The sequence below is a fragment of the Micromonospora sp. NPDC052213 genome (genome assembly GCF_040679695.1).
GTDB lineage: Bacteria > Actinomycetota > Actinomycetes > Mycobacteriales > Micromonosporaceae > Micromonospora.
Genome location: NZ_JBFAVI010000300.1, coordinates 1 through 3,760 on the forward strand (window position 1 = coordinate 1; position 3,760 = coordinate 3,760).

Here is a 3,760-nt window from a genome sequence, read left to right on the forward strand (position 1 = left end):
CGGGCCCGCCCCGTCACCGGGTACCGGGCCCGGAACGGCCGGCCGACGGCGACGACGCCGCCGGGGCGGGAGCCGAGCCGCCGGCCGGCGACCCGGACGTCGCGCGGTGGCGGCGGGAGGCCGACCTGCTGCTCGCCGAGCGGGCCGAGTTGACCCGGCAGGCCGGCGCGGTCGAGGTGGCGCTGCCCGGGCAGCTCTCGGTGACCCAACTGGTGGCGCTGCGCCGGGATCCGGCGGCGCTGGCCCGGGCGCTGCGCCGTCCGGTCCCCACCGAGCCGAGCCCGTACGCCCGCCGGGGCACCGCCTTCCACACCTGGCTGGAGCAGCGGTTCGGCGCCGACCGGCTGCTCGACCTCGACGAGCTTCCGGGCGCGGCCGACGCCGACGCCGCGCCCGACGAGGCGCTCGCCGAGCTCCAGGAGCGCTTCCTGGCCAGCGAGTGGGCCGACCGGGTGCCGGTCGAGGTGGAGGTGCCGTTCGCCACGGTGATCGCCGGGGCGGTGGTGCGGGGCCGGATGGACGCGGTCTTCGCCCGGCCCGGCGGCCGGTTCGACGTGGTCGACTGGAAGACCGGCCGGCAGCCTGCCGGCCCCGCCGCCGAGGTGGCCGCGGTGCAGCTCGCGGTCTACCGGCTGGCCTGGGCGGAGCTGGCCGGGGTGCCGGTGGAGCGGGTCGGCGCGGCGTTCCACTACGTGCGCGACGGCGTCACCGTGCGCCCGGCCGACCTGCTCGACGCCGACGGGCTCACCGCGCTGATCACCTCGGTGCCGGAAAATCCGGCAGACGGTGGGCCATCCGGCGAATCCGTGATAGGTTGATCGTGTTGCAGTTATGGTTCCCAGAGACTCTGTGTGCGCCTGGAGGATTGTGGCCCAGGCGCTCTTTGTTGTGTCCGGAGTTCTCCGGGCGGGGCGACCAGAAGCGACAAGCGAGCCAGGCAGTTCCGCGTGGCGCGCTCCTCTTCGGGCCCGCAACAAGTGCGGGTTCGACGTTCCGTCAAGGAGACGAGACAAAAATGGCTATTGGCACCGTCAAGTGGTTCAACGCTGACAAGGGCTTCGGCTTCATCACCCCGGACGGCGGCGGCGCCGACGTCTTCGCCCACTTCTCGGCGATCCAGTCCTCCGGCTACCGGAGCCTGGACGAGAACCAGCGGGTCGAGTTCGAGGTGACCCAGGGCCAGAAGGGCCCGCAGGCGGAGAACATCCGCCCGCTCTGATCTTCGGATCTTCGCGTAACACCCACCGCGCCCTCCGGGCCTGGTGACGGGACCGGTCCGCCCCACCGTCGACCTGCGTACGCAGGCGGCAAAACGGCGGCGGGCCGGGCTCCCGTACCCCTTTCGGTTCGTGCTTGTGAGTCACCCGCGGCTCGGTCCGCCGGTGACAGCGCCGCCTCCGGCGCCCTCCCTCGACACGTGCCGCCGTCGAGGAAGGCTTCCGCATGACCACTGTCGTACCCTCTTTCGCCCTTACCGGGCTGGCCCCGGCGCTGCTCGCCGAGCTGGCCGCCCAGGGCATCACCGAGCCGTTCCCGATCCAGTCGGCGACCCTGCCGGACTCGCTGGCCGGCCGGGACGTGCTCGGCCGGGGCCGCACCGGCTCCGGCAAGACCCTCGCCTTCGGGCTTCCGCTGCTGTCCCGCACCGCCGGCCGGCGGGCCCGTGCGGGACGGCCGCTGGCCCTGGTGCTGGTGCCGACCCGCGAGCTGGCCCAGCAGGTCACCACCGCGCTCGACCCGTACGCCCGGGCCGTCGGGCTGCGCTGCGCCACCGTCGTCGGCGGCCTGTCGCTGCAGCGCCAGGCGGACGCCCTGCGCGCGGGCGCCGAACTGGTCGTGGCCACCCCCGGGCGGCTGCACGACCTCATCAACCGCGGCGACGCCCGGCTGGACCAGGTCGCGATCACCGTGCTCGACGAGGCCGACCAGATGGCCGACATGGGCTTTCTGCCGCAGGTGACGAAGCTGCTGGAGCAGGTCGCCCCGGACGGGCAGCGGATGCTCTTCTCGGCCACGCTGGACGGTGGCGTGGACAAGCTGGTCCGCCGCTTCCTCACCGACCCGGTCTCGCACTCGGTCGACCCGGGCACCGCCACCGTGACCGCGATGACCCACCACGTCCTGCACGTCGACGCGGCGGACAAGCCGGCCGCGCTGACCTGGATCGCCGCCCGCGAGGGCCGCACCATCCTGTTCATGGGCACCAAGCACCGCGCCGACCGGGTCGCCCGCCAACTGCTGGCCAAGGGCGTACGCGCGGCCGCGCTGCACGGCGGCAAGTCGCAGCCGCAGCGCACCCGGATCCTGGAGCAGTTCCGCACGGGGCAGGTGACCGCGCTGGTCGCCACCGACGTGGCGGCCCGGGGCATCCACGTCGACGGGCTGGACCTGGTGGTCAACGTGGACCCGCCCACCGAGGCGAAGGACTACCTGCACCGCGGTGGGCGTACCGCCCGGGCGGGGGAGTCGGGCACGGTGGTCACCCTCGTCCTGCCCGAGCAGCGCCGGGACGTGTCCCGGCTGATGAGCACTGCCGGCATCCGCCCCGAGTCCGTCCAGGTACGCCCCGGCGACGAGGCACTGGCCCGGGTGACCGGCGCCCGTGAGCCGTCCGGGGTGCCGGTGACGATCGCGCCGCCCCCGCCGCAGGCCGCCTCCGCCACGTCGACCGCCGGCCGCTCGGGTGGCCGGGCCGGCGACGGCACGCGGGCCGGCGAGGGTGGCCGGGCTCCGCACCGCGCCTCGGGGCGGCCCCGCCGCCCGCGGCGGCCCCGGACGCCCCGCGCCTCCTGACGCCCGCCCTCCCGCGGCCCGGCCCCGGTCGGTCTCGGGCGTGGGCAGGCACCCGTACCGGACCGGCCGTGACGGTCCGTGAACACCCGTTCCAGACCGGCTGAGTCGGGAATCAGCGGACGTTACGTCCGATCGGTGACTGTTCCGGTGGCCGGTGGTGGTGGAAGCTGGGGGCCGGGGGGAACGACCCGGGCGGGACCGCCCGGCGCGGGAGGGGTGATCATGGCGAGCGACGTCGGCACGGGCGCGGTGCGTGAACTGCTGCTGGTGCTCGCGGTCGCGCTCGCCGGGCTGCTGCTCGCCATGGTCGCGGTCTTCACGCCGTGGCACGCCACCCCGGACGGGGCCGCGCCGGCCGCCCCGGTCGAGCTGCACAGCCCGACCGGGGGCCCGACCACCATCGCCGGCTGACTCACCGCCGTCGCCGTGAGCCACCGCCGTCGCCCCGGGCCGCGCCATCGCTTCGGGCCGCGCCGTCACACTGGGCCATCGCCGTCGCCCTGGGCCGCCGTCGCCCGCTGAGCCACCGCCGTCCGGGCGCCGCGGCGGGGCCGCCGCCGGGAGCCGGCGGTCAGCGGGTGGGGGCCTGCCGCGTGTCGACCGCAGGATGCTGCGTGCCCAGCAGGTCGGCGAGGGTGGTCCGGTCGACCACCAGGGCGACCGCCCCGTGCACGGCCAGCCAGACGTCCCGGAGCCCGGTCGCCGCGCCCCGGTAGCCGGCCTGTTCGGCCGGCAGCCCGCGGACCGTCGTCAGCGATCCGCCCACCGCGCGGAGCACGTCGCCGACGCTGATCTCGGCCGCGGGGCGGGCGAGGGTGTACCCGCCGTCGGTGCCGCGGTGGCTGTGCAGCAGGCCGGACCGGCGCAAATCGACCAGGATGCCCTGGAGGAAGCTCAGCGGGATGTCCTGGCGGCCGGCCAGGGCCGCGGCCTTGACCAGCCCGCCGCCGCCGACCGGGTCGGCGGC

Annotated in this window: 5 protein-coding genes; 4 read left to right on the plus strand and 1 reads right to left on the minus strand. The window is 75.8% G+C overall.

Annotated features, from left to right (window positions below):
- From AB0L34_RS33225 to AB0L34_RS33240, 4 genes are all read left to right on the plus strand, one after another.
- Positions 1-818: PD-(D/E)XK nuclease family protein (locus AB0L34_RS33225; RefSeq protein ID WP_363709572.1), on the plus strand; the 818-nt coding region annotated here is incomplete at its 5' end.
- Positions 819-1,015: 197 nt separating this feature from the next.
- A complete protein-coding gene (locus AB0L34_RS33230; protein WP_007464836.1) occupies positions 1,016-1,219 on the plus strand; it encodes a cold-shock protein in 204 nt (67 codons plus the stop codon).
- A gap of 224 nt (positions 1,220-1,443) precedes the next feature.
- Positions 1,444-2,793 (plus strand): DEAD/DEAH box helicase, encoded by a 1,350-nt coding sequence (locus AB0L34_RS33235; protein ID WP_363709574.1) that lies wholly within the window; start codon positions 1,444-1,446, stop codon positions 2,791-2,793.
- 222 nt (positions 2,794-3,015) lie between these two features.
- Entirely contained in the window at positions 3,016-3,204 is a 189-nt protein-coding gene (locus tag AB0L34_RS33240; RefSeq protein WP_350703858.1) for a hypothetical protein, read from the plus strand.
- Positions 3,205-3,364: 160 nt separating this feature from the next.
- Here the strand turns inward: AB0L34_RS33240 and AB0L34_RS33245 are convergent.
- Positions 3,365-3,760: Rrf2 family transcriptional regulator (locus AB0L34_RS33245; RefSeq protein ID WP_363709576.1), on the minus strand; the 396-nt coding region annotated here is incomplete at its 5' end.